The sequence below is a fragment of the Micromonospora inositola genome, assembly GCF_900090285.1.
GTDB lineage: Bacteria > Actinomycetota > Actinomycetes > Mycobacteriales > Micromonosporaceae > Micromonospora > Micromonospora inositola.
This window is the reverse complement of the sequence record NZ_LT607754.1, coordinates 3,723,221-3,746,843: the sequence shown is the minus strand read 5'-3', so window position 1 is coordinate 3,746,843 and position 23,623 is coordinate 3,723,221. Positions and strand designations below refer to the sequence as shown.

General features: G+C 75.6%; 25 protein-coding genes. 14 read left to right on the top strand and 11 right to left on the bottom strand.

What is annotated here, in order from left to right; all coding sequences use genetic code 11:
- Positions 1 to 135 precede the first annotated feature (135 nt).
- The 6 genes from GA0070613_RS17990 to GA0070613_RS17965 all read right to left on the bottom strand — a co-directional run bounded on the left by GA0070613_RS17990 (position 136) and on the right by GA0070613_RS17965 (position 5,580).
- Positions 136 to 1,776: a DNA polymerase Y family protein gene (locus GA0070613_RS17990; RefSeq protein WP_089013362.1), complete on the bottom strand. Its 1,641-nt coding sequence runs from the start codon at positions 1,774 to 1,776 to the stop codon at positions 136 to 138.
- A 46-nt stretch (positions 1,777 to 1,822) separates the two neighbouring features.
- Positions 1,823 to 2,605, bottom strand: a complete 783-nt coding sequence (locus tag GA0070613_RS17985; protein WP_231929257.1) for a hypothetical protein — start codon at positions 2,603 to 2,605, stop codon at positions 1,823 to 1,825.
- 134 nt (positions 2,606 to 2,739) lie between these two features.
- Positions 2,740 to 3,189: an SAV_6107 family HEPN domain-containing protein gene (locus GA0070613_RS17980; RefSeq protein WP_089013361.1), complete on the bottom strand. Its 450-nt coding sequence runs from the start codon at positions 3,187 to 3,189 to the stop codon at positions 2,740 to 2,742.
- A 411-nt stretch (positions 3,190 to 3,600) separates the two neighbouring features.
- Positions 3,601 to 4,272, bottom strand: coding sequence for a lysophospholipid acyltransferase family protein (locus GA0070613_RS17975; protein WP_089013360.1), 672 nt, complete (start codon positions 4,270 to 4,272; stop codon positions 3,601 to 3,603).
- A gap of 12 nt (positions 4,273 to 4,284) precedes the next feature.
- Positions 4,285 to 4,995: a DJ-1/PfpI family protein gene (locus GA0070613_RS17970; protein ID WP_231929256.1), complete on the bottom strand. Its 711-nt coding sequence runs from the start codon at positions 4,993 to 4,995 to the stop codon at positions 4,285 to 4,287.
- A 3-nt stretch (positions 4,996 to 4,998) separates the two neighbouring features.
- A complete protein-coding gene (locus GA0070613_RS17965) occupies positions 4,999 to 5,580 on the bottom strand; it encodes a TetR/AcrR family transcriptional regulator (protein WP_089013359.1) in 582 nt (193 codons plus the stop codon).
- A 248-nt stretch (positions 5,581 to 5,828) separates the two neighbouring features.
- Between GA0070613_RS17965 and GA0070613_RS17960 the strand changes: the two genes are divergently transcribed.
- Genes GA0070613_RS17960 through GA0070613_RS17945 form a run of 4 tightly spaced genes read left to right on the top strand, consistent with a single transcriptional unit; the run spans position 5,829 to position 8,583 of the window.
- Positions 5,829 to 7,226 carry a ferredoxin reductase family protein gene (locus tag GA0070613_RS17960; RefSeq protein WP_089013358.1) on the top strand — a complete coding sequence of 466 codons (1,398 nt, stop codon included), beginning with the start codon at positions 5,829 to 5,831 and terminating at the stop codon, positions 7,224 to 7,226.
- Positions 7,227 to 7,246: 20 nt separating this feature from the next.
- A complete protein-coding gene (locus GA0070613_RS17955; protein WP_089013357.1) occupies positions 7,247 to 7,756 on the top strand; it encodes an FMN-binding protein in 510 nt (169 codons plus the stop codon).
- Positions 7,757 to 7,770: 14 nt separating this feature from the next.
- On the top strand, positions 7,771 to 8,238 hold the full coding sequence (locus GA0070613_RS17950) for an FAD:protein FMN transferase (RefSeq protein WP_157746380.1): 468 nt from the start codon (positions 7,771 to 7,773) through the stop codon (positions 8,236 to 8,238).
- Between the two features lie 9 nt (positions 8,239 to 8,247).
- Entirely contained in the window at positions 8,248 to 8,583 is a 336-nt protein-coding gene (locus GA0070613_RS17945; protein WP_089013355.1) for an FAD:protein FMN transferase, read from the top strand.
- Here the strand turns inward: GA0070613_RS17945 and GA0070613_RS17940 are convergent.
- Positions 8,565 to 9,761 (bottom strand): FAD-dependent monooxygenase, encoded by a 1,197-nt coding sequence (locus GA0070613_RS17940; protein ID WP_089013354.1) that lies wholly within the window; start codon positions 9,759 to 9,761, stop codon positions 8,565 to 8,567. The genes GA0070613_RS17945 and GA0070613_RS17940 overlap by 19 nt on opposite strands.
- A 93-nt stretch (positions 9,762 to 9,854) precedes the next feature.
- Between GA0070613_RS17940 and GA0070613_RS17935 the strand changes: the two genes are divergently transcribed.
- From GA0070613_RS17935 to GA0070613_RS17905, 7 genes are all read left to right on the top strand, one after another.
- Positions 9,855 to 10,586, top strand: coding sequence for a TetR/AcrR family transcriptional regulator (locus GA0070613_RS17935; RefSeq protein WP_089013353.1), 732 nt, complete (start codon positions 9,855 to 9,857; stop codon positions 10,584 to 10,586).
- An 89-nt stretch (positions 10,587 to 10,675) separates the two neighbouring features.
- Positions 10,676 to 11,164: a YbaK/EbsC family protein gene (locus tag GA0070613_RS17930; protein WP_089013352.1), complete on the top strand. Its 489-nt coding sequence runs from the start codon at positions 10,676 to 10,678 to the stop codon at positions 11,162 to 11,164.
- On the top strand, positions 11,161 to 11,892 hold the full coding sequence (locus GA0070613_RS17925; protein ID WP_089013351.1) for a monooxygenase: 732 nt from the start codon (positions 11,161 to 11,163) through the stop codon (positions 11,890 to 11,892). The genes GA0070613_RS17930 and GA0070613_RS17925 overlap by 4 nt, the downstream gene beginning before the upstream one ends.
- Positions 11,889 to 12,467 (top strand): GNAT family N-acetyltransferase, encoded by a 579-nt coding sequence (locus GA0070613_RS17920; protein WP_089013350.1) that lies wholly within the window; start codon positions 11,889 to 11,891, stop codon positions 12,465 to 12,467. Before GA0070613_RS17925 ends, GA0070613_RS17920 begins: the two co-directional genes overlap by 4 nt.
- Positions 12,467 to 13,282, top strand: coding sequence for a carotenoid biosynthesis protein (locus GA0070613_RS17915; protein ID WP_408631007.1), 816 nt, complete (start codon positions 12,467 to 12,469; stop codon positions 13,280 to 13,282). The genes GA0070613_RS17920 and GA0070613_RS17915 overlap by 1 nt, the downstream gene beginning before the upstream one ends.
- Positions 13,279 to 14,406, top strand: coding sequence for a glycosyltransferase (locus tag GA0070613_RS17910; RefSeq protein WP_089013348.1), 1,128 nt, complete (start codon positions 13,279 to 13,281; stop codon positions 14,404 to 14,406). Before GA0070613_RS17915 ends, GA0070613_RS17910 begins: the two co-directional genes overlap by 4 nt.
- A 10-nt stretch (positions 14,407 to 14,416) precedes the next feature.
- On the top strand, positions 14,417 to 15,904 hold the full coding sequence (locus tag GA0070613_RS17905; protein ID WP_089013347.1) for a phytoene desaturase family protein: 1,488 nt from the start codon (positions 14,417 to 14,419) through the stop codon (positions 15,902 to 15,904).
- 13 nt (positions 15,905 to 15,917) lie between these two features.
- Here GA0070613_RS17905 and GA0070613_RS17900 read toward each other — a convergent pair whose 3' ends face one another.
- Both GA0070613_RS17900 and metF read right to left on the bottom strand, forming a co-directional pair.
- On the bottom strand, positions 15,918 to 16,607 hold the full coding sequence (locus GA0070613_RS17900; protein WP_089013346.1) for a CDP-alcohol phosphatidyltransferase family protein: 690 nt from the start codon (positions 16,605 to 16,607) through the stop codon (positions 15,918 to 15,920).
- A 44-nt stretch (positions 16,608 to 16,651) separates the two neighbouring features.
- Positions 16,652 to 17,569: a methylenetetrahydrofolate reductase [NAD(P)H] gene (gene metF, locus GA0070613_RS17895; RefSeq protein ID WP_089013345.1), complete on the bottom strand. Its 918-nt coding sequence runs from the start codon at positions 17,567 to 17,569 to the stop codon at positions 16,652 to 16,654.
- A gap of 436 nt (positions 17,570 to 18,005) precedes the next feature.
- Between metF and GA0070613_RS17890 the strand changes: the two genes are divergently transcribed.
- Positions 18,006 to 19,088 (top strand): polyprenyl synthetase family protein, encoded by a 1,083-nt coding sequence (locus GA0070613_RS17890; protein WP_089013344.1) that lies wholly within the window; start codon positions 18,006 to 18,008, stop codon positions 19,086 to 19,088.
- A 70-nt stretch (positions 19,089 to 19,158) separates the two neighbouring features.
- Here GA0070613_RS17890 and GA0070613_RS17885 read toward each other — a convergent pair whose 3' ends face one another.
- Positions 19,159 to 19,548, bottom strand: coding sequence for an Rv2175c family DNA-binding protein (locus GA0070613_RS17885; protein ID WP_089013343.1), 390 nt, complete (start codon positions 19,546 to 19,548; stop codon positions 19,159 to 19,161).
- 168 nt (positions 19,549 to 19,716) lie between these two features.
- Between GA0070613_RS17885 and pknB the strand changes: the two genes are divergently transcribed.
- Positions 19,717 to 21,702, top strand: a complete 1,986-nt coding sequence (gene pknB, locus GA0070613_RS17880) for a Stk1 family PASTA domain-containing Ser/Thr kinase (protein ID WP_089013342.1) — start codon at positions 19,717 to 19,719, stop codon at positions 21,700 to 21,702.
- Positions 21,699 to 22,559, top strand: a complete 861-nt coding sequence (locus GA0070613_RS17875) for a deoxyribonuclease IV (protein ID WP_172875844.1) — start codon at positions 21,699 to 21,701, stop codon at positions 22,557 to 22,559. Before pknB ends, GA0070613_RS17875 begins: the two co-directional genes overlap by 4 nt.
- A gap of 40 nt (positions 22,560 to 22,599) precedes the next feature.
- Here GA0070613_RS17875 and GA0070613_RS17870 read toward each other — a convergent pair whose 3' ends face one another.
- On the bottom strand, positions 22,600 to 23,619 hold the full coding sequence (locus GA0070613_RS17870; protein ID WP_089016025.1) for a threonine aldolase family protein: 1,020 nt from the start codon (positions 23,617 to 23,619) through the stop codon (positions 22,600 to 22,602).
- Positions 23,620 to 23,623 lie beyond the last annotated feature (4 nt).

Here is a 23,623-nt window from a genome sequence, read left to right as displayed (position 1 = left end):
GAGGACGGGAGGGTCGGTGAGCGATATACCTGTGAGTCATATATATGCCTGACAGGCATATCGCTCACCGGCACACCCGCTCCCGGCGCGGAGCGAGCCAGCCGGACCCGCACGCCCGTGCCGGGCCGGACCGGCTCAGTCATAGATCGCCTCCACCAGCCACTGGCCGGCCTCGACGGCCAGCAGCAGGGCGGCACCGTCGGCGAGGCAGACCTGGAACCGGGCCCGCCGCCGGGCCTCGGCCGGCGCCCACCAGCGCTCGTCCACCGGCCACGGACCGGCCCAGCCGACGATCTCCGCCGGGCGGGCCGTACCCACGGTGAGCCGGGCCGGCGCGGCGCTCACCGCCAGGCGCGCGCTGACCACGACCGGCTCGCCGGCGGCGTCGTGCACGGTGGCGGCGAGCGGACTGGGCAGCACCACGGCCGGTGCGGGCGGCGGGAGCCGGCCGGGCCAGGGCGGGGTGCCACCACCACCCCGACCGGCAGCCCGGTCGGTGCCGGCGGCGCCAGCCGTGGCCGGCTCGTCCGACAGCGCCGGCGGGCCGGGACGGGCGGGGAGCCGTTCATCGCCCCACGGCACCAGCCGTGTCTGGTCGGCCGGGGAGCGGCCGCCGCCGAGCACGGCGGTGACCACCGCCTCGGGGCCGAGGATGCCCTGCACCCGGCTCAACGCGCGGTGCGCCCGCTCCCGCTCCTCGCCGGTCTCCCCCCACAGCCCGGGTTGCAGGCCGGCCTGGGCGAGCACCCCGTCCGGCACGAGCCGCAGCCGGATGATCCCGGCGGTCGGCCGGGTCGGACGGGCGCCGCCCCGGCCGGTGCTGCCGGAGAGCCAGCCGTCCAACTGCCAGCGCACCCGGTCGGCGATGGCCCCGGCGGTCAGCAGGCCGTCGTGCCGCCAGACCCGGTGCAGCTCCTGACCGTGCGCGGTGACCGCCTCGATGCCGAGCCGGGTGCAGGCCAGCCCGTACGCGGCGAGCCGCTCGTGCAGTTGCTCGGCCAGCGTCCGGGCGGCGAACGCCGCGGCGTCGACCCGGTCGATCGGCTCGTCGTGGTCGGCGGTGACGGTCAGGTCGGCCGGGGGTTGCCGGACGGCGAGCGGCCGGTGGTCCTGCCCGGCGGCGAGCCGGTGGGCCAGCGCCCCGTCGAAGCCGAACCGGGCCAGCACGTCGCCGGCGGGCAGCGCGGCGAAGCCCCCGAGGGTACGCACCCCCAGCCGGCGCAGCAGGTCGGCCAGGGCCGGGCGGCCGAGCGCCTCGACCGGCAGGGCGGCCAGGAACTCCGGCGTCCCGCCGGGCGGCACGATCCGCCCGTCCCGGGCGGCCAGCCCGGCGGCGAAGACCCCGTCGGCGATGCCGACCTGGCTCTCCACCGCGCAGGACTGGGCGACGTGCTCGACGATCCGCTCGGCCGCCGCCTCCTCACCGCCGAGGTAACGGCTCGGGCCCCGGGCCGCCAGCGCGCAGGCCCCGGGGCGGACCACCTCGACCCCGGCGGCCACCTCCTCGACGGCGGCGACCACCGGCTCGAACGCCCGGGCGTCCCGGCCGGGGTCGTACTCGACGACGGTGAGCTGCGGGCAGCGCCCCTGCGCCTCGCGCCTGCGCAGCCCCCGGCGCACCCCTTCGGCGCGGGCCCGCTCGGAGCAGGCGACCACCCGGTTGGCGTGCAGCACCGCGACGGGGTCGGTGGCGGGCACCCCGTCGACGATCTCGGCGGCGAGGACCGGCCAGTCCGGGCACCAGAGCAGCAGCGTCCGCACCGGCGCACCGCTCATGCCGGCCCTCCCCGGCGGACACACGGCACACCGCTCACACCGGCGGTCATGCCGGACCGACCAGGGTGAGCGCGCCGCGGCGGGACGGGATGGCGAGGGCAGCCGAGGCGGCCGGCGTCACCGGGCGGAGCCGCCCGGCGCCCGGCCCGGCCACCCCGGTCGCCCGGGGGATGACCTGGGTGAGTCCGTCACCGGGCAGCCAGACCTTGATCTCCTTCGGGCGGGCGGCCGCGCCGCGCCCGCGCGCCGAGACGGTCACCTCCCGGCGTCGCAGCCGCCCCCGGCCCGGCCCGAGCCCCTCCCAGACGCCCCGGACCACCTGCAACGTGACGTCCGCGCCGTCCCACCGGCCGTACGGGACGAGCACGCTGCCGCGCTGCCGGGCGCGGGCGGCCAGCCGGTTGGCGACCGAGGCGGAGACCGTGGTCGGCACGGCGGTGACCACCACGTCCACCCCGTCGATGAGCGCGGCGATGACGGTGGGCCACTCCGGCCCGGGGTTCGGCACCAGGGCCAGCCGGTCCAGGGCGATCCCGGCCTCGGCCGCCGCGCCGGCCCCGAAGGTGGGGACCCCGACCACGGCGCACCACGAGCCGGCCCTGGACGCCTCGGCGAGCAGCGCCAGGATCAGCGACGTCGCACCGCCGCGCCGGGGCTGCCCGGAGCCGATGGCGATGGTGCTGCCGCGGCGCAGCCCGCGATTGGGCAGCAGCCCGGTCAGCTCCGGCCGGACCGGCAGCACCCGGTGGCCGCCCGCCGGGTCGGGTGCGCTCGCCGGACGCACCAGACCGGCCAGTGCGGCGGAACCGACCACCATGCGGCCCGCCATCGGACCAACCCCCCGTCGTGTCGCGCGGGGACCTACCCCGTCGTGTGCTGCTGGATCAGAAAGCGCGGCGGCTGCCGCGCCGGGTGGCGTCCGGCCACCCGGGCCCCGCCGCGGTGGTGGCCGGGCGCCACGACTCAGGCGGCGAGCCCGTCGAGCGCCGGTTGGTGCGCCAGGTCGAGCGCGGTCTCCACCACCGTCACGAACTGCTCGGCGGCGCGGAGCAGGTCGTCGGCCTCCCGGGCGGTGACCACCCGGGGGATGCCGGCCTCGGCGGCGGCCCGCTTGCCGGCGCCGGCGGCGAAGTAGCGGGCCCACTCGTCGAGCTCGGGGGCGACGCTGGAGAGCAGGACCCAGACGCTGGTGATCCGGTTGCGGCGGGTGGGCGCGGGGCGGGCCCGGGCGGCGAGCAGGGCGGCGGCGGCGCGCAGCGCCGAGAGGTGGGCGGCGGCGTACCGGAGGCCGTCGGGACGGGTCCGGGCGGCCTCGGCCAGCCCGTGGCGGGCCACCGCGAGCAGCTGGGCCGGGGTGCGGTGCGGCAGCACGTGCGCCGGCACCATCGGTGCCTGAGCCGGACTGGTCGGCATGGTGTCTCCTCCGCGTGGCCGGGGCGGGCGCGTCGCGTGACGGATCGGATCCGCCGAGCGGGCGCCTGGAGCGGGTGGTGCGGAGGAAGACGCACCGTGGGGGGCCGGCCGGGTGTGGAGCTTCCCCACACCACACCCGGCCGGCGTACCGGCGGGTCCGTCGCCCGCCGCCCGGGGGTCGTGGGCGGCGGGCGACGATCCTGCCTGACGGGACCGGACTCGCGACTGCCCGGAACCCGGTGCGGTCCGCGGAACCGCACCTCCCGGGATCCGGCGCCGCGAAACACCTCTCCCGGAAACGGGCGTACGAATGAATCGAACACTCGTTCTAACTGCCCTGACAGTACACCTCCCCTCCGACGAAAATGCAACGTGTGACGCGCGAGAGTGCCAGGACCGTCCGGGCCGCCGTCAGGGCGTGGGGGAAGACAGCTCGTTGTAGCCCTCGGCCGCCTCCTGGCCGGACAGCTCCCGGATGGCGGCCATGATCTCGTCGGTGACCGCGCGACGCACCTGACCGGCGCTGCCCGACGGCGGCGGCACGAAGTGAAGCGGCGCGCCGAAGCGCACGGTCACCCGGCCGATCCCGGGCAGTCGGGCGCCGACGGGCTGGATCCGGTCGGTGCCGAGGACGGCGACGGGAACTACCGGAGCGCCGGAGGCGAGCGCGAGCCAGGCCACCCCGGTACGGCCACGATAGAGCCGCCCGTCGCGCGACCGGCTCCCTTCGGGATGGATACCGAAGGCTCGTCCGTCGGCGAGAACACCGAGGGCGACGTCCAGTGCCGCCCGGGCGGCCCGATGGGTGCCCCGCGGCACGGGTACGGCGTCGATCCCGGTGAGGCAGGCGCGGGTCAGCCACCCCCTGAGCCCGGGACGCCGGAAGTACTCGGCCTTGGCGAGGAAGGCGACCGGCCGTGGCGCCACCAGCGGGATCACCACGCTGTCGATGACGGAGAGGTGATTGGCGGCGAGGATCACCGGCCCCCGTGACGGCACGTTGTCGCGCCCCGTCACCACGGGCCGGTAGAGCAGCCGGGCGAGCGGGGCGACCACCAGCCGTACGGCCGCTTGCAGCAACATGTTCCCTCCGCGTCAGTACAGGATGGCGTCACGGCGGGCGCGCAGTGCGGCCACGATCTCGCGGGGTGCCCGGTCGGGAGAGCCCGCCCGGTAGGGCGGTTGGGGCTCGTACTCGTGGGCGAGCTGGACGGTCTGGGCGACGGCGTCACCGGCGATGCGTCCGGCGAGGGTGAACGCCATGTCCAGGCCGGCGGAGACCCCGGCGGCGGTGACGTACTTGCCGTCGATCACCACGCGCTCGGCGACCGGGACGGCACCCAGCGGGGCGAGCTCGTCGGCGGCCAGCCAGTGCGTGGTGGCCCGCCGACTGGCGAGCAGGCCGGCCCCGGCGAGCAGGAGCGATCCGGTGCACACCGAGGCGGTCCAGGCGGTGTGTTCGTCGGCCGCCCGCAGCCACCGCCGGGTCGGGCCGTCGGTCATCTGGGCGTGCCAGCCGGGCCCGCCGGGCACCACGACGACGTCCGGTCGGGGCACGTCGGCGAAGGTCGCCGTGGCGGTCAGGTGCAGGCTTCCCACCTCGTTGACGACCGGCCCGACCCGCTGCGCGACGAACACGGTTTCAGCGCCGGGCAGGTGGGACAGGACGTCGTAGGGCCCGACGGCATCGAGCGCGGTGAACCGGTCGAAGAGAAGGATGGCGATCTGCATGTGCTCCCTTTCGGTGCGGTCGGTGCTCAACGGTCCGCCCGTCGACTCGGCGAGGAACCGGGAGGCGCGGTCCACGACTCATCGCCACAGATGCGCCTCCACCGCGCGGCGCAGCAGCGGTTCGGCGTCATCGGTGCCCACCACCATCTGCAGGCTTCCCCAGAGCCGGAGCTGGGCGATGCCGTGCAGATTCGCCCACAACGCGCCGGCGACGACGGCGGGGGACGGCGCGCCGGGCGGCTCGGGCCGGGCGTGGACGACCAGGTCGACGAGGACCTCGAACAGCTGACCGCTGGCCTCCCGCAGGCCGACGTGGTTGCCCCGCAACAGGTCGTGCCGGAACATGAGCTCGAACATGCCGCGATGGGTGCGCGCGAAGTCCAGGTACAGCCGGCCCAGCGCGAGCAGCTGGTCGTACGGATCCCGGTCACCCTCGCCGAGCAGCCCGGCGACCTGTCGGCCGAGATCCAGGTAGCCCTCCCGCGCGATCGCGGCCAGCAACGCCCGGTGGGTGGGGAAGTGGCGGCGCGGCGCGCCGTGTGAGACACCGGCCCGACGGGCAATCTCGCGCAGCGAGAGGGCGTCCGCGCCTTCGCGCGTCACCAGCTCGACGCCCGCCTCGACCAACCGGGCGCGGAGGCCACCGCCCCGCTCATCCATAGACACTGTCTACCAAGGTTCGTAGACACTGTCTACCACCCGTTCGGGCGCCCCGTGCGCCAGCTCCGGACGCGATCGTCGTCGACGCGGTCGGGTCGGGACCGGAGCGGATCCACCGGGTCCGACCGCCATGCCGTCGGTCGCTGCGGATTCTCAGGCCACGCACAGCAACGGCAAAGGCGGTACGGAGGTGGTCATCGCAGGGTTGATCCCATGAACATCGCCAGCCGTACCGAACCGACCGTCCGGTGACCGCCGCCGTCGCCGAGCGGCGAGCCACGCGTCGCGCCCTCCCGGCGGTCCCCGGCTGGTGGGCCGACGTCGCGGGCAGCGCGGCCGTGCTCAGCCTGCTGGTCGTCACCGCGCTCTGGACCGCGGACCGGGGGGTGCAGGAGCTGTTCGGCGGCCTCGCCACCGGCCTCACCTCGCTCGGCCGGCTCACCGGCCTGCTCAGCGCCGACCTGATGCTCATCCAGGTGGTGCTGATGGCCCGGGTGCCGCTGATCGAGCGGCGCTTCGGTCAGGACCGGATCGCCCGCTGGCACCGGCTCGCCGGCTTCACCTCGTTCCACCTGCTCCTCGCCCACGTGGTGCTGACCACCCTCGGGTACGCCGGGACCGCCCGGCGCAACGTGCTGGTCGAGACCTGGGACCTGGTCACGACGTACCCGGGGATGCTGCTGGCCACCGCGGCGCTGGCCCTGCTGGTGCTGGTGGTGGTGACCTCGGTCCGCGCGGCCCGGCGCCGGCTGCGCTACGAGTCCTGGCACCTGCTGCACCTGTACGCGTACCTCGGCATCGCCCTGGCGCTGCCGCACCAGCTCTGGACCGGGGCCGACTTCGTCGACTCGGCGGCCGCCCGCGCCTACTGGTGGACGGTGTACCTGCTCGCGCTGGCCAGCGTGCTGGTCTTCCGACTCGGCCTGCCGGCCTGGCGCTCGCTGCGGCACCGGGTCGAGGTGGCCGCGGTGGTCCCCGAGGCCCCCGGCATCACCTCGGTCTGGCTGCGCGGGCGTGACCTGCACCGGCTGCCCGCCCGGGCCGGGCAGTTCTTCCTCTGGCGGTTCCTGGACGGCCCCGGCTGGTCCCGGGCGCACCCGTACTCGCTGTCGGCGCCCCCGTCCGGGGACCTGATGCGGATCACGGTCAAGGACCTCGGGGACGACAGCACCCGGGTGGCCACCCTGCGCCCCGGCACTCGGGTGCTGCTGGAGGGGCCGTACGGGCGGCTGACCGGGGAGCACTGGCGCGGCGGCGGGGTCACCATGCTCGCCTGCGGCGTCGGGATCACCCCGCTGCTGGCGCTGCTCTGGGAGCTGCCGTACGCCCCGGGCGAGGCGGTGCTGCTCTACCGCGCGCGTACCCCCGAGGAGCTGGCCTTTCCCGCGGAGCTGGACCGGCTCGCGGCGGAGCGCGGGGTGGTCGTGCACCACCTGGTCGGCCCCCGGGCCCGGCGGCCGGCGTGGCTGCCCGCCTACGCCGAGGGGCTGCCCGACGCGGAGGCACTGCGCCGGCTCTCCCCCGGCATCGCCGGTCACGACGTCTTCCTCTGCGGCCCGGACGGCTGGGTCGAGGCGGCCCGCGTCGCGACCCGGGCGGCGGGGGTGCCCGACGCGCACACCCATCACGAACGCTTCGCCTGGTGACAGGCGCGAAGGGAGAATCCATGCGACGGATCACCGTCTGGCTGCTCTCCACCGTGGCCGCCCTGGTGCTGCTGTTCAGCTACAAGACCAGCACGATGGGCCCCGGCGGGGAGAGCAGCGCGATCGCCCGCTCCGACGGCTCCGCGGCGGGCTCCTGGTCCGCGACCGACGACTCGGGCGGCTCGGACTCGGGCGGCTCGGACTCGAGCGGCTCGTCGTCCAACGGCTCGTCGTCCAACGGCTCCTCGGCCAACGGGAAGGCCACCGGGTCGGTGGCGCAGACCCGGTGGGGGCCGGTGCAGGTCCGGATCACCGTCTCCGGCGGCAAGATCACCGACGTCACCGCTGTGCAGGTGCCGGACGGCAACCGCCGGGACCAGGAGATCAACGACTACGCGGTGCCGATCCTGCGGCAGTCGGCCCTCGCCGCGCAGAGCGCGCAGATCGACACCGTCTCCGGGGCCACCGTCACCAGCGACGGCTACCGCGAGTCCCTCCAGTCCGCGATCGACGCGGCGCACCTGAAGTGAGCGGGGTGGCGACGATGAACCTGACCGCGGAGCTGGACCGGCGGGCCTGGGTGGTGCAGGTGATGGGGCTGCCGGTCAGCGTGCACCTGCGCGGACCGCGGGTGCGCACGGACCCGGTGGCGGAGCGGGTGGAGCGGGTCTTCGCCGAGCTGCGGGAGGTCGACGCGGTGTTCAGCACGTACCGGCTGGAGAGCGTGCTGGGCCGGCTCGGCGGCCGACGGCCCGACCCGGCCACCGCCGAGCCGCTCGTACGCGAGGTGGTGGAGCTCTGCGAGCTGGCCCGGCTGCGGACCGACGGGTGGTTCGACGCCGACCGCCTGCCGCTGCCCACCGGCGGCACCGGCTTCGACCCGTCCGGCCTGGTCAAGGGCTGGGCGGTGGAGCGGGCCGCGCGGTGGCTGGCCGACCTGCCCGACCACGACCTCTGCCTCAACGCCGGCGGGGACGTGCTGCTGTGGGCCGCGCCGGGCCGGCCCACCTGACGGGTCGGGGTGGAGGACCCCGGGCGTCCCGAGCGGCTGCTCGACGTGCTGGAGCGGGAGCGCGGCGCGGTCGCCACGTCGGGGACCTCGCGGCGCGGCGCGCACATCGTGGACCCGCACGCCGGCCGGCCCGCGGAGGCCGTCCGGTCGGTCACCGTGGTCGGGCCCGACCTGCTCTGGGCCGACGTGTACGCGACCGCGGCCGTCGCCCGGGGCGCGGACGCGCTCGACTGGCTGGCCACCCTCGACGGGTACGCCGGCCTGCTGGTGGACGCCGCCGGTCGGGTCCGGGCCACCCCGAACTGGCCCGGAACCCGACCGGCGGCTCAGACCCGCGACGGATAGTCGGGCAGGTCGAGATCGGTGGCCAGCGAGCCGGTGCTGCGCAGGAGCATCGACTGGACCGGCCGGGTGGCCAGCAGCCGGTTGCGCAGCCACAGCCCCCACCCGGTGGCGGGGGCGAGGAACCGGCCCGGGCTGGCGCCCCGCTGCCAGCGCATCGCGTAGCCGCGCAGCCGGCTCTCGTACGCGGGGAAGGCGACCCGGTGGTCGCCGCCGGCCAGGGCCAGCTCGCCGGCCAGCACGTACGCGCCGACGACGCCGGTGCCGACGCCCATCCCGCCGAGCGTGACGCCCCAGGCCGCGTCGCCGAGCAACACCGTCCGGCCGGTGTGCCAACGGGGCACGCTCACCCGGCTGATCGAGTCGAAGTACAGTTCCGGCGCGTCGCGCAGGCCGGTCAGCAGGTGCGGCACGTGCCAGCCCAGCCCGGCGAAGGCGTCCGCGATGAGCTTCTTCTGCTGGTCGAGGTCGCGCCAGTCGAGGTCGAGCCGGGGTGCGGCGAAGACGACGAGGGCACCGGCCCGGTCCGGGTCGCGCTGGTCGGCGGCGACGCTGGCCATCCGCCCGGGGACGTTGTACTGCCGGGGGACGGCGCCCACCCCCAGCTCGTTGGGCAGGTCCCAGCCGGCCAGGTGGTAGCCGAGGTGCCGCACGTACGCCGCCTCCGGGCCGAGGACGAGCCGCCGTACGCCCGAGTGCAGCCCGTCCGCGCCGACCACCAGGTCGACGGTGCGCGACGCGGCGCGGGCGAAGTCGACGCGTACTCCGTCGGCGGTCTCGGCGAGGGCGGTGATCACGTCCCCGAACAGGTACTCCACCCGGTCGGCGCCGTGCTCGTACAGGATCCGGGAGAGGTCCCGGCGGTAGACCTCCAGCTCGCCCCCGGCGAACTCGGCCGGCAGCCGGAAGATCTCCCGGTCGTGCTCGTCCACGCAGCTGATCGCCCCGGCGTGGGTCTGCCCGGCGCGCAGCTCGTCGAGCACGCCCATGGCGGCCAGCACGCCGAGGTGGGTGGGGCCGCGGAAGTCGACCGCGAAGCCGCTGGCGCGCAGCGCCGGGGCCAGCTCGACCACGGTGACCTCGGCGCCGTAGCGGGCCAGCCACCAGGCCAGCGCCGGCCCGGCGACCCCGGCCCCGGAGACCAGGACGCGTTGGCCGCGCAGCGGAAGGGTGTGAGACATGGTTTTCCCCCCGGGAGTTAAACTGTGTCCGTTGGACACAGCGTACTGTAGACACAGTTTTCGTCCCCGACAAGACCGATCGACGGGAGAACCATGGACCGGGCGGACGCCGGCGGCGCGGCCGACAAGCGGAAGGTCATCGAGCTGCTGTGGGGGACGCCCAGCATGCCGAGACGTGGGCCGCGCCCCACGCTCACCCTGGCGGCGATCGCCCGGGCCGGCATCGCGATCGCCGACGCCGACGGGCTCGACGGCCTGACCATGCAGCGGGTCGCCGAATCCCTGGACGTGACCAAGATGGCGCTGTACCGCTACGTCCCCGGCAAGGCGGAGCTGGTCGCCCTCATGATCGAGACGGCGGTGGGCGAACCCCCCGCGCCACCGGAGGGCGCCGGCTGGCGCGACCAGCTCGACGACTGGGCCCGGCAGCTGTTCGACCGCTTCCGGCGGCATCCCTGGGCCCTGGCGGCCACCGTCGGCGCGCGCGTCATGGGCCCGAACGAGCTCGGCTGGCTGGAACGGGCCCTCGCCGCCCTCACCGGCACCGGCCTCAACGGCGGCGAGATGCTGGACGTCGCGGTGCTCCTGCTCGGGCACGCCCGCAACCTGGCCCAGCAGGTGTCGGCGATGGACACCGGCGCGCCGGAGCAGGCGCTGCAATCCGGCCTGGCGGCCCTACTCAAGGGCCGGGAGGAGCGCTTTCCCGCGCTGATCGCCGCGGTGGCGTCGGCGGCCGCGCACGCCGCCCAGGACCAGGCCCTCGACTTCGGACTGGCCCGCATCCTCGACGGCGTCGACCTCCTGATCAAAACCCGCCACCCCTGACCCCCTCCCTCCCTCCCGGGTGGCCCGGGGGTGGGACAGACGGCGTGGCCGGGTGAACCGGAGGGTGGTGGACCGGGGAGAATGACCGCATGCAGCCACACCCGAACGTGCAGGCGGTGCAACGGGCGCTCGACGACGCGGGCGCGCGGGACGGCACCGGCGGCGCCAGCCAGGTCCGCCTGCTGCCCGAGGCGGTGCACACCGCCGCGGCGGCGGCCGAGGCGCTCGGCGTCGGCGTGGGCGCCATCGCCAACTCGCTGATCTTCGACGCGGACGACGCCCCCCTGCTGGTGCTCATCTCCGGCGCGCACCGGGTGGACGTCGCCGGCCTGGCCGCCTCCATCGGGGTCACCCGGCTGCGCCGGGCCACCCCCGAGTTCGTCAAGGAACACACCGGCCAGGTCATCGGCGGCGTCGGCCCGGTCGGCCACCCGCGACCGCTGCGCACCCTCGTCGACACCGACCTTGCCGGCTACGACGAGGTGTGGGCCGCCGGCGGGGTCCCGCAGGCGGTCTTCCCGACCACGTACGCGGAGCTGCTGCGGATCACCGCCGGGACCCCGGCCGAGGTGGCGTGAGCACTCCCGAACTGGTCACGCTGCACGTGTGGCGGATCCCCCGCACCGCGGCGCCCCGGGCGCTGGCCCGGATGGCGGTGCACCCGCTCCGGCTGCGCCGCACCCCCGGCGTACGGTTCGGCAAGCTGCTCGGCACCGGGACCGGCACCGGTTTCGGTCCCGGCGACGCCGACCTGACCCGGTGGGCCGCGCTGGTGGTCTGGGACTCCCCCGCCGCGGCGGCCCGCTTCGACGACTCGCCGGTGGGCCGCTCGTGGGCCCGGATCGCCCGCGGGTCGGCCCGGATGGAGCTGCGCCCGCTGACCAGCCGCGGCGAATGGTCCGGCGTCCGCCCCTTCGGCGACCCGCCCGGCGACCGGGTCGACGGGCCGGTGCTGGCGCTGACCCGGGCCCGGCTGCGGGCCCGCCGGGCGGTCACCTTCTGGCGGGCGATCCCGCCGGTCGCCGCCGCCCTGCACGCCGCGCCCGGGCTGCTCGCCCGGTTCGGCGTCGGCGAGGCCCCGCTGGGCTGGCAGGGCACGGTGAGCGTGTGGCGAGATCCGGCGGACCTGGTGGCGTTCGCGTACCGTCACCCGGAGCACCGCGCCGCGATCACGCGCACCCCCACCGAGGGGTGGTACGCGGAGGAACTCTTCGCGCGGTTCGAGGTGCGCGACGTGATCGGCGACCGGACGGTGCTCGGGTGGGCCACCGAGGGCGACCCGGAAACGGCGAGAGGACACGCATGAGGTTGGTGCGCTGGACGCCGGACGATCTGGTCCGGCGGCTGGACGACGTGGTGGCCGTCTACGGCGAGGCCATGGGCTACCGCGCCGACCTGCTGGAGGCCCGGCGCGGCTACATCGCCACCCACGTCCGCCGCCCCGGCTTCCGGGCCGTCGCCAGCCTCACCACCGAGGGCCACCTGGCCGGCTTCGGGTACGGCTACCTCGGCGCCGCCGGCCAGTGGTGGCACGACCAGGTGCACCGGGCGCTGGACGCCGACGCCCGGCGCCGGTGGCTGACCCACTGCTTCGAGGTGGTGGAGCTGCACGTCCGGCCGCCCGCGCAGGGGCACGGCCTGGGCGCCGGCCAGCTGCGCGCCCTGCTCAGCATGGCGGAGGGGACGACCACCCTGCTCTCCACGCCGGAGGCCGACGAACAGAAGTCCCGGGCGTGGCGGCTGTACCGCCGGTTCGGCTTCGTCGACATCCTGCGCCACTTCCATTTTCCCGGCGACGAGCGGGCGTTCGGCGTGCTCGGCCGGGACCTGCCGCTGCCCCCGCCAGGCCCCCGCGCCGCGCCCGGCCCACCCGCGCCGTGATCCGGCGGCGACTGCCCTGGGCGCTGCTGGTCGTCCTGGTCCTCGCCCAGATCTGCTACCCGCTCACCGGCGGCGCGACCCGGGCCGGGCTGACCGTGGCCACCGTCGTGCTCGGCTGGCTGCTCTCCGTCGGCCACGCGCTGCTGTCCCGGGGCGCGCGGACGGCGGGGGCGCTGATCGCGGTGGCCACCGGCGGCGGGTTCGCGATCGAGGCGGTCGGAGTGGCCACCAGCGTCCCGTTCGGCAGCTACGACTACTCCGGGGAGCTGGGGCCGAAGCTGGCCGGGGTGCCGCTGATCATCCCGCTCGCCTGGACCTGGATGGCCTGGCCGGCCTGGCTGGCCGCGGTCCGGCTCACCCCGTCCCGACCCGGGCGGATCGCGCTGGCCGCGATCGGGCTGGCCACCTGGGACCTCTTCCTCGACCCGCAGATGGTGGCCGAGGGGTACTGGGTGTGGCGGGACGCCACCCCGGCGCTGCCCGGGCTGCCCGGCATCCCGGTCAGCAACTACCTCGGCTGGCTGCTCTTCGCGGTGCTGCTGACGGCCGCGCTGCGCCCCCTCGCCGGGGCCACCGCCGACCGCGCCGACGGGCGGGACGCGCCGATGTTCGCGCTCTACCTGTGGACGTACTTCTCCAGCGTGCTGGCCCACGCCGTCTTCCTCCGGCTGCCCGCCTCGGCGGTCTGGGGCGCGGTCGGCATGGCGGTGACCGCCGTGCCCCTGGCGGTGACGCTCCGGCGCGCTCGGCGCGACGGCGCCGACCGCCGGCAGCCGCACCCGGCGCCACGCCCCGGCGTCGACGCGGCGGCATGACCGCCGTCGTCGCGCTCGTCCTCACGGTCGCCGCGCTCACTGCGCACACCTGGGTCAACGGCGCCCGCTGGCTGCGCCGCCCCGACGCCGGTCCGGTCGAGGTGACCGAACCGGTGGCGGTGCTGCTGCCGCTGCGCGACGAGGCCGACCGGGTGGCGCCGTGCCTGCGCGCGCTGCTCGCCCAGCGGGGCGTGCCCGACCTGCGGATCGTGGTGCTCGACGACGGGTCCACCGACGGCACCGCCGACGTGGTCCGCGTGGTGGCCGGTGACGACCCGCGACTCACCCTGCTCGCCGGGGTCGCCCCGCCGCCCGGCTGGCTGGGCAAGCCGCACGCCTGCTGGCAGCTCGCCACCCGGACCGACCCGGCCGCCACCGTCCTGGCCTTCGTCGACGCCGACGTGGCGCTCGCCCCGTACGCCGTCGCGGCCGCGGTCACCGAGTTGCGCGCGGCCCGGGCGGCGCTGCTGTCGCCGTACCCCCGGATCCTGGTGCGGACGGCGGCCGACCGGCTGGTGCAGCCGCTGCTGCAGTGGCTGTGGCTGACCTTCCTGCCGCTGCGCGCGATGGAACGCTCGCCGCGGCCCTCCCTCGCGGCGGCCGGCGGGCAGTTCCTCGTCGTCGACAGGGCCGGCTACCTGCGGGCCGGTGGGCACGCGGCGGTCGCCGACAAGGTCCTCGAGGACATCGAGCTGGCCCGGGCGGTGAAACGCTCCGGCGGCCGGATCGCCCTCGCCGACGGCTCGAAGCTGGCCGCCTGCCGGATGTACGAAACCTGGCCACAGCTGCGCGACGGCTACACCAAGTCGCTCTGGGCCTCCTTCGGCCACCCGCTCGCGGCGGCCGCGGTGGTGACCGTGCTGCTCCTGCTCTACACCGCTCCCCCGCTGGTCGCGGTGGGAGCGGTGTTGGCCGGCGCGCCGGCGGTGGCCGCCCTCGCGGTCCTCGCCTACCTGCTCGGCGTCGCCGGGCGGGCGGCCAGCGCCCGGGCCACCGGCGGGCGGGCCTGGCCCGACGCGCTGGCACACCCCGTGTCGGTCGGGGTCCTCGGTTGGCTGACATTTCGGTCGTACCATCTGCGGAAGCGGCGCCGGCTGTCCTGGCGGGGCCGCCCGGTCAGCTAGGAGGCGCGGCATGGCGCGGATCGTGGTCATCGGCGCCGGCGTGGGTGGCCTCGCCACCGCCGCCCGGCTGGCCGTCACCGGGCACGAGGTCACCGTCTTCGAGCGGGCCGACACCGTCGGCGGCAAGCTCGGCCGGTACGTCCACGACACCCCGGCGGGGTCGTTCCACTTCGACACCGGGCCGAGCCTGCTCACCCTGCCCCAGGTCTTCCACGACCTGTTCGAGGCGACCGGGGCCAAGCTCGACGAGTACCTCGACCTGACGCCGCTGGAACCGATCGTCCGGCACGTCTTTCCCGGCGACGGGCCCACCCTGGACTCCTGCGCCGACCCGGTCGAGTTCGCCGCCCGGATCGGCGCCGCCCTCGACGACCGGGCCGCCGCCGACTGGCAGCGGCTCTGGCGGCGCGCCGCCCGGGTCTGGGAGGCGTCGCACCGGGACATCCTGCGCCGCGCCGTCGACTCCCCCCGCGACCTGGCCGCGCTGGCCTGGCGGCTGGGCGACCTGGCCGCCATCGGGCCCGGCCGCACCCTGCGCGGGCTGGGCCGCAAGCACCTGTCCGACCCGCGGCTGCGGATGCTGCTCGACCGGTACGCCACCTACACCGGCGCCGACCCGCGCCGGGCCCCGGCCGCGCTGGTCGCCGTCCCCTACGCCGAGCTGACCTTCGGCGGCTGGTACCTGCGCGGCGGGCTGGGCACCCTCGCGGACGCGCTGCTCTCCCGCTGCCTGGACCTCGGCGTGGTCGTGCAGACCGGCGCCACGGTCACCCGGATCGACGCCACGGGTGGCCGGGTCCACGGCGTACGTCTCGCCGGTGTCGCCGCGCCCGTCCCCGCCGACGTGGTGGTGGCCAACGTCGACGCGCTCACCGTCTACCGGGACCTGCTGCCCAACCCCCGCCGGCTGGCCGGGCTGACCGACCGCAGCCTGGCCGGCTTCGTGCTGCTGCTCGGCGTACGCGGCGACTCCGGGCTGGCCCACCACAACGTCTTCTTCCCCCGCGACCACGACGCCGAGTTCGACGCGGTCTTCGGCGACCCGGGGCGCGGGATCCGGGCCCGGCCGGCGGTCGACCCGACCGTCTTCGTCACCGTCGCCGACGACCCGATGGTCCGCCCGGACGGGCACGAGGCGTGGTTCGTGCTGGTCAACGCCGCCCGGCACGGCACCGCCCCGGGCGCGGTCGACTGGCGCCGGCCGGGGCTCGCCGAGGCGTACGCCGACCGGATCCTCGACGTGCTCGCCGAGCGGGGCGTGGACGTGCGGGACCGGCTGGTGTTCCGGGAGATCCGTACCCCGGCCGACCTGGACGCGGCGACCGGCGCCCCGGGCGGAACGATCTACGGCACTGCGGGCGGGCTGCTCCGCCCCGCCAACCGGGGACCGGCCCACGGGCTCTGGCTGGTCGGCGGCTCCAGCCACCCCGGCGGCGGCCTGCCCATGGTCACCATGTCCGCCCAGATCGTCGCCGACCAGATCGGCCCCGCCTGGTAGCCGTGCGGCCGGGTCAGCCGGCGTCGATCAGGGCGCGGCGGACGGCGGAGAGGAGCTGCCCCAGGCCGAAGCCGGCCAGCAGCACCCACACCGTGGTGGCCATCGTGATCGTGCCGGCGATGAGATCCACGTCGATCAGCCCGGTCAACCCGGAGACCAGCAGCCCGACCAGCGCCACGCAGACCCGGGTGGGGCGCTCCCCCACGGTCACCGCACCGATTTCCCGCATGCCGGCGGAGACCGCCCGGGCCCGGACGTACTCGTGCAGCCAGGAGAGGCCACCGGCGGCGGCGACCAGCGCGCCCGGCGCGCCGATCAGCCAGAACGCGGTCAGCCAGGCGGCCTCGCCCAGCCGGTCGGCGACCGAGTCGTAGACGTAGCCGAGCCGGGTGGTCCGGTTGGTCGCCACCGCGACCGCACCGTCGACGCTGTCCGCCACCGCGGCGAGCAGCACGAACAGCGCCCCCAGGAACGGCCCGTCCCCCGACCGGCCGACGAGGAGCGGGACGCAGAAGCAGAGCAGCACCCCGACCACGGTGACCGGGGTCGGGCCGACCCGCAGCCGGCCCAGCACGTACCCGACGTGGTAGGCGAAGCGCAGCCAGGCGCGGACCACCGGCGCCGCCACCCGGGGGTCGAACCCGCCGTGCAGCCGCGCCCACGCCGTCGCGTACTGGTCCCAGTTCAGCTGTGTACCCACCACGGGTCAACCGTAGAAGGGCGGTGCTGGTGTCGGCGGACGGGTGGTCACACCCGAGCGTTGGACCGGAGGTGCTGCCAGACCTCGCGGGTGGCGGTGGACCGATTGAGGGTGATGAAGTGGATCCCCGGCACGCCCTCGTCGAGCAGCTTCGCGCACATCTCGCTGGCCTGCTCGATGCCGAGCCGGCGGACCGCCTCCGGATCGTCGGCGACCCGCTCGAACCGGTCCGCCAGCGCGGGCGGGAACGGCGCCCCGGAGAGCTGCACGGACCGCTCGATGGTGCCGATCTGGGTAACCGGCATCACCCCGGCCAGGATCGGGGTGTCGCAGCCGGCCGCCGAGACCCGGTCCCGCAGCCGCAGGTAGTCGTCGGCGTCGAAGAACATCTGGGTGATGGCGAACTCGGCCCCCGCCTGGCACTTGCGGACGAAGTGCGCGGTGTCGCTGGCCACGTCGGGCGAGCGCGGGTGCTTGTACGGGAAGGCGGCCACCCCGACGCTGAAGTCACCGGCGTCGCGGACCAGCCGGACGAGGTCCTCGGCGTAGTGCACGCCCTGCGGGTGGGGCACCCACTCCCCGCCCGGGTTGCCGGGCGGGTCGCCCCGCACGGCGAGCACGTTGCGCACCCCGACCCCGGCCAGCCGGCCGATGACGTGCCGCAACTCGGCGACGGAGTGGTTGACCGCGGTCAGGTGCGCCATCGGCAGCAGGGTGGTCTCGGTGGCGATCCGCTCGGTCACCGCGACCGTGGTGTCCCGGGTCGACCCGCCGGCGCCGTAGGTGATCGACACGAACGAGGGGCGCAGCGACTCCAGCTCGCGGATCGCCTGCCAGAGCAGCCGCTCCCCCTGCTCCGTCTTGGGCGGGAAGAACTCGAAGGAGAAGGTCGGCTGACCGGCACGGATCAGCTCCCCGATCGCCGGCTGGGGATTCGGGAGGACCGAGGGGAGACCGAGCGCCACGTACCGACTCTATCGGTCGGCGCACGTCGTACCCAGGAGCTTCCCAGCCTGCGAGCACGGCGCGGCGGAGCGTCGTACCCGGGTGCTTCCCCACCGTGATGCGAGTGCTACAGCGGCCCTCGACGTTACGGACATCGAGCATGCTCGACCAGCGCATAAAGGGACCCCAGCGGCCACCCGCTGGGGTCCTGCTGCCTGGGCTGTTCATCAGTCGCGCCTACGGAACCTGTCGGGCCATCCGATGAACCGTGTGTAGAGGGCGCGTACGTCCGCATCGTTCGGGTTGAGCTTCGTCAGGTCTTCGCAGGCGAACCTGCCGGTCGGGGCGGCGGCCGCACCCGGACCGGCCCGCGTCCGACCGCCCATGTCGGCGCGCCGCGCGGCGCGCCGACATGGCGGCACGACGCGACCAGCGGGGACCGGCTAGCGTCGGGGCGTGACCCACGCTGCTTCCGTTTCCCCCGTCGACCGCGCCGGCCTGCGTCAGCGGATCGACAAGGCCCTGACCGAGTTCCTCACCGGCCAGCGCGTCTGGATGACCGGTGTCGACGACGCCCTCGCCCCGGTCGCCGAGGCGATCGAGGCGTTCGTGCTGGGCGGTGGGAAGCGGCTGCGGCCGGCCTTCGCCTACTGGGGTTACCGGGGTGCTGGGGGCGTCGACTCCGACCAGGTGGTGACCACCCTCGCCGCGCTGGAGTTCGTGCAGGCCAGCGCCTTGATCCACGACGACCTGATGGACCGCTCGGACACCCGGCGCGGCGAGCCGGCGGTGCACCGGCGGTTCGCCGCCCGGCACCGCTCCGCCGGCTGGGGCGGCGACCCGGACGGGTTCGGCGACGCGGCCGCGATCCTCCTCGGCGACCTCTGCCTGGTCTGGTCCGACGAACTGCTGCACTCCGCCGGCCTCGACCCGCGCACGGTGGCCCGGGCCCGGCCGGTCTTCGACGAGATGCGCACCGAGGTCACCGTCGGGCAGTACCTCGACGTGCTGACCCAGGCGACCGGGGACACCTCGCTGGAGCGGGCCGGCAAGGTCGCCCGCTACAAGTCGGCGAAGTACACGGTCGAGCGGCCGCTGCTGCTCGGGGCCGCGCTGGCCGACGCGCCGGCGGAGGTGCGGTCGGCGTACTCGGCGTACGGGCTGCCGTTGGGCGAGGCGTTCCAGCTCCGCGACGACGTGCTGGGAGTCTTCGGGGATCCGGCGCAGACCGGCAAGCCGGCCGGCGACGACCTGCGCGAGGGGAAGCGGACCTACCTGGTGGCGGCGGCCCTGGAGGCGCTCGACGACGCCGGCCGGGAGCTGCTGCTCGGCGGCCTCGGCGACCCCGGGCTCGGCGGCGCCGGGGTGGCCCGGCTGCGCGAACTGATCACCGACAGCGGCGCGCTGGCCCGCACCGAACAGCGGATCGGCGCACTGACCGAGAGCGCCCTGGCCGCCCTCACCACGGTCGACCTGGACACCGAGGCCCGGCAGGCCCTCGTCGACCTCGCCATCGCCGCCACCCGCCGCACCGACTGACCCGCCCACCGCCCCCGGCCCGCCCACCGCGCCCGGCCCGGCCCCGCTCCGGGGCCGGGCCGGGGGTGGGTCAGAAGCCGAGGGCCTGGGCGCGGCGCTTGACCTCGCGGGCCAGGTCACCGCCGAGGGCGACGGCGGGGGTCCCGGGGAGGGTGGAATCCTCCTCGTAGAGCCAGCGCAGCGCCGCCTCGTCGTCGTAGCCGGCGTCGGCGAGCAGGTTGAGCACGCCGGGCAGGTGCTTGAGCACGGTGCGGTTGGCCACCAGGTCGGCGGGGATCCGGCGGACGCCGTCGCGGCGTACCGCGAGAAGTTCGCGGTCCCGGATCATCTGGTGGACCTTGCTGATCGACAGGTCGAGCCGTTCGGCGACGTCCGGCAGGGTCAGCCAGGCGGCCGGGTCGGTCGGTCCGGGCAGGTCCGCGCCGGTGGCGGCCTGGTCGGCGGGTACGGAATCGGTCACCCGACCACCCTGCCACGTGCCCGGTGCGGACCCGGCAACGGCACCCCCGTCCGACGCGGCGGCCGGGCGCCCGGCGGGCGGGGCGAGCGCGGCGGGACAGGGCAGGTCGGAACCCGGCTGTAGCATCCTGTTCAACCTTCACCCTCCCGACACATAGACTGCCTGCCGATGGACACACAGGTCGCCGACACGTTGCTGGGCTCGCTGATCGACGGGCGCTACCGCATTCGCGGTCGCGTGGCCCGCGGCGGCATGGCGACCGTGTACACCGCCACGGACGAGCGCCTCGAGCGCACCGTGGCGGTCAAGATCATTCATCCGACCCAGGCCCCCGAGGCCCGGGCCCGGATGGCGGGCTTCGTGGCGCGGTTCACCGACGAGGCGAAGACCATCGCCCGGCTGACCCACCCGAACGTGGTCGCGGTCTACGACCAGGGCACCCACGGCGGACTCCCCTACCTGGTCATGGAGTACGTCCGCGGCCGCACCCTGCGCGACGTCCTCGCCGAGCGGCGCCGGCTCAACCCGGACGAGGCGCTGGCCATCGCCGAGCAGATGCTCGCCGCGATCGCCGCCGCCCACCGGGCCGGCCTGGTGCACCGGGACGTCAAGCCGGAGAACGTGCTGGTCGCCGAGGCGCCCACCGGCGGCCCGGCCAACCTGGTGGACAGCGTCGTCAAGGTGGCCGACTTCGGGCTGGCCCGGGCGGTCGAGGCGAGCGCCGAGGAGGAGAACGGCAACCAGCTGATGGCCACCGTGGCGTACGTCGCCCCGGAGCTGGTCACCGAGGGGCGCGCGGACACCCGCACCGACGTCTACTCGGCCGGGATCGTGCTGTTCGAGATGCTCACCGGCCGGGTCCCGTACGACGGCGACCGGCCGGTGGACGTGGCCTGGCAGCACGTCGACCGGGACGTGCCGGCCCCGTCGACGCTGGTGCCCGGCCTGCCCCGGGTGCTCGACGACCTGGTCGCCCGCGCCACCCGGCGGGATCCGGGGGCCCGGCCGGCCGACGCCGGCGCGCTGCTGGCCGAGGTCCAGGTGGCCCGGGACGACCTGGGCAACGCGAACTCGCACACCGCCGTGCTGCGGCGGCTCGGCGACGACACGACGCCGATGTCCCAGCCGACCATGGCGGTGGCCGCCGTCCGCCCCGCGGAGCGGCCCGCCTGGGCCCGGCTGCCCGAGGGTGGCGGGCAGCGCTCGCACCGCCGCCGGGCCGCGCCGGAGGACGCCGACGTGGGTGCCCGGCTGGCCGGGCTGCGTACCCGCGTCATGGGCTCGCCCCGCGGCCGGCTGGCGATCGCCGCGGCGGCCGTGGTGCTCGGCCTGGTGGCCGCCGTCGGCGGCTGGTGGTTCGGGGTGGGGCGGTACACGGTCGCCCCGCAGTTGGTGAGCCTGAGCAAGGCGGACGCGGAGGCGCGGGCCGCCCGGGCCGGCTTCACCCTCGCCTACGCGGAGCCGCGGTACGACGAGAAGGCGCCCAAGGACAGCGTGCTCGGCCAGGACCCGGTCTCCGCGACCCGGATCGTCAAGGGCGGCACGATCAGGCTCACCCTGTCGTTGGGGCCGGAACGGCTGCCGGTGCCCGACGTGGTGGGCAAGGACTTCGAGCTGGCCCAGGCGGAGCTGACCGACGCCAAGCTGGTGGTGGCCAAGGGCGCCGCCCGGTACGACGACAACCTGCCCACCGGGGTGGTGGTGACCACCGACCCGAAGGTGGGCACGGTGGTCAAGCCCGGCAGCAAGGTCACCGTCGTGCTGAGCAAGGGCAAGGCGCCGGTCTCGGTGCCGAACCTGGTCGGCAAGAACATCAACGAGGCCCGAACGACGCTGGCGCAGCTCGGGTTGACCCCGGTGGAGACGTACAAGGACTCGGACAAGCCGAAGGACGAGGTCCTCGGCCAGAGCCCGGCGGACGGCGCCGGTGTGGAGAAGGGCGCCCAGGTCAAGCTGGAGATCAGCAAGGGCCCGCCGGCGGTCGTCGTCCCCCGGGTGATCGACCTGCCCTGTCAGCAGGCGAAGCAGGTGCTGGAGAGCCAGGGCTTCCCGACCAACATCCAGCTCAACCCGAACGGCGTGGCCCGCTTCCAGAACCCGGGCGAGAATTCGCAGGTGCCTCCGGGCACCCCGGTCACGATCACCTGCCTGTGAACGCGCACCGGCCGATCGGCTCGCACACCCCCACCTCCGGCGGTCTGGCGAAGGCTGCCCTGCCGTACGTCGAGGCGGCCGGCTCCGAGGTGGTGCAGGTCTACGTCTCGAACTCCCGGGGCTGGGCGCTGCCCGCGGGTGACCCGGCCCAGGACGCGCTGTTCCGCGACGGCTGCGCCGAGCGCGGCGTGCCGGTCTACATCCACGCTTCCCTGCTGGTGAACCTCGGCTCCCCCACCCCGGCGACGGTCGAGAAGTCGGCGCAGACCCTGGCGCACGCGCTGCGCCGGGGGGCGGCGATCGGCGCCCGGGGCGTGGTGTTCCACGCGGGCAGCGCGGTGGACGCCGGGCACGCGGAGGCGGCGATGCGGCAGGTCCGGGAGACGCTGCTGCCGCTGTTGGACGATGCGGCGGCGATGGGCGGCCCGATGCTGCTGGTCGAGCCGAGCGCGGGCGGGGGCCGGTCGCTGGCCTCCCGGGTGGAACAGCTCGGCCCCTACCTGGACGCGGTGGACCGGCACCCGGGGCTGGGGGTCTGCTTCGACACCTGCCACGCCTGGGCGGCCGGGCACGACCTGGCCGCCGAGGGCGGCATGACCGCGGCGCTGGACGCCCTGGTGGCGACGGTCGGGCCGGGCCGGCTGAAGCTGGTGCACGCCAACGACTCGAAGGACCTGTGCGGCTCGACCCGGGACCGGCACGAGAACATCGGCAAGGGCACCATCGGCGAGCCGGCGTTCGCCGAGCTGATGCGCCACCCGGCAACCGCGGGCATCCCGATCGTGGTGGAGACCCCCACGGAGAAGCACGAGGGACACGCGGCCGACATCGCCAACCTCAAGCGCCTCCACCCCTGACCCCCGCCCCGGCCCGGGGAACAGGGCAAGGTGGGGCGGGTCAGCCGCGCAGGACGCGGGTGAGCACGGTCGCCGCGCGGTCGACCGCCGCGTCGTCGACGTCCAGGTGGGTGACCAGGCGGGCGGTGCGCGGGCCGAGCACCGAGATCAGCACGCCCTCGGCGCGGGCGGCGGCCGCGAGGGCCTTCGCGTCGAGCGGGTGCTTGGTGAGGTCCAGCGGGACGATGTTGGTCCGCACGGCGGTGGCGAGCACACCGAACGGGGCCACCGCCTCGGCCAGCCGGGCCGCCTTGGCGTGGTCCTCGGCGAGCCGGTCGACGTGGTGGGCCAGGGCGTACCGGCCGGCGGCGGCGAGGACGCCGACCTGCCGCATCCCGCCGCCCATCCGCTTGCGGACGAACCGGGCCCGGGCGATCTTCTCGGCGCTGCCGACGACGAGGGAGCCGACCGGCGCGCCGAGGCCCTTGGAGAGGCAGACCGACAGCGTGTCGAAGAGCGCGCCGTACTCGGCCAGCGGCACGCCGTCGGCGACGTGCGCGTGCCAGATCCGGGCGCCGTCGCAGTGCAGGGCGAGGCCGTTGTCGTCGGCGACCCGGCGCAGCTCGCGCAGGGTGGCCAGCGGGATCACCCCGCCGCCACGGCGGTTGTGGGTCTGCTCGACCGCGATCGCCCGGGTGGGCACGGCGAAGTAGCCGTCGGGCCGGACCATGCCGGCGACCACCTCCGGGTCGATCTCCGCGCCGACCGCCGGCCAGGTCCGCGACGAGATTCCGCCGTACGCGGCCGCCGCCCCGATCTCGTACGTGACGACGTGCGCGTCGGCGTCGCAGAGCAGCTCGTCCCCGGGCGGGACGACGAGCTGGAGGGCGATCTGGTTGGCCATCGAGCCGCTCGGAGCGAACAGTGCCGCCTCGTGCCCGAAGAGCGCGGCGACCTCGGCCTCCAACGCGGCGACGGTCGGGTCCTCGCCGTAGACGTCGTCACCGACCTCGGCGGTGGCCATCGCCTCGCGCATCCCGGCGGTGGGCCGGGTCACCGTGTCGGACCGCAGATCGATCACATTG